Origin of the sequence: Streptomyces sp. JW3 (assembly GCF_052216785.1) — a bacterium.
GTDB lineage: Bacteria > Actinomycetota > Actinomycetes > Streptomycetales > Streptomycetaceae > Streptomyces.
In genome coordinates, this window is record NZ_JBQOUX010000280.1 from 1 (window position 1) to 365 (window position 365).

Consider the following 365-nt stretch of genomic DNA (forward strand, 5'->3'; position numbering starts at 1 on the left):
TTCTCCGCGGTGCGGGCCTGGCCCTCCTCGTCGATGGTCAGCGCGATCAGCGCCGCACCGTGCTCCCTCGCCAGCCGGGTGACCTTCGCGAACCGGGACTCGGGTCCGTCGCCGTCCTCGTAGTTCACCGAGTTGATCACCGCACGGCCGCCGAGCTTCTCCAGCCCCGCCCGCAGCACCTCGACCTCCGTGGAGTCCAGCACAATCGGCAGGGTGGAGGCGGTCGCGAAGCGGCCGGCCAGCTCGGCCATGTCGGCCACACCGTCCCGGCCGACGTAGTCCACGCAGAGGTCCAGCATGTGGGCGCCCTCGCGGATCTGGTCCCGGGCCATCTCCACACAGTCGTCCCAGCGCGCCTCCAGCAT

Annotated in this window: 1 protein-coding gene; it reads right to left on the reverse strand. The window is 71.0% G+C overall.

What is annotated here, in order from left to right:
• Positions 1-365 (reverse strand): dihydropteroate synthase (locus ACTT8P_RS38500; protein WP_442836437.1); only part of this gene is annotated, 365 nt, incomplete at both ends.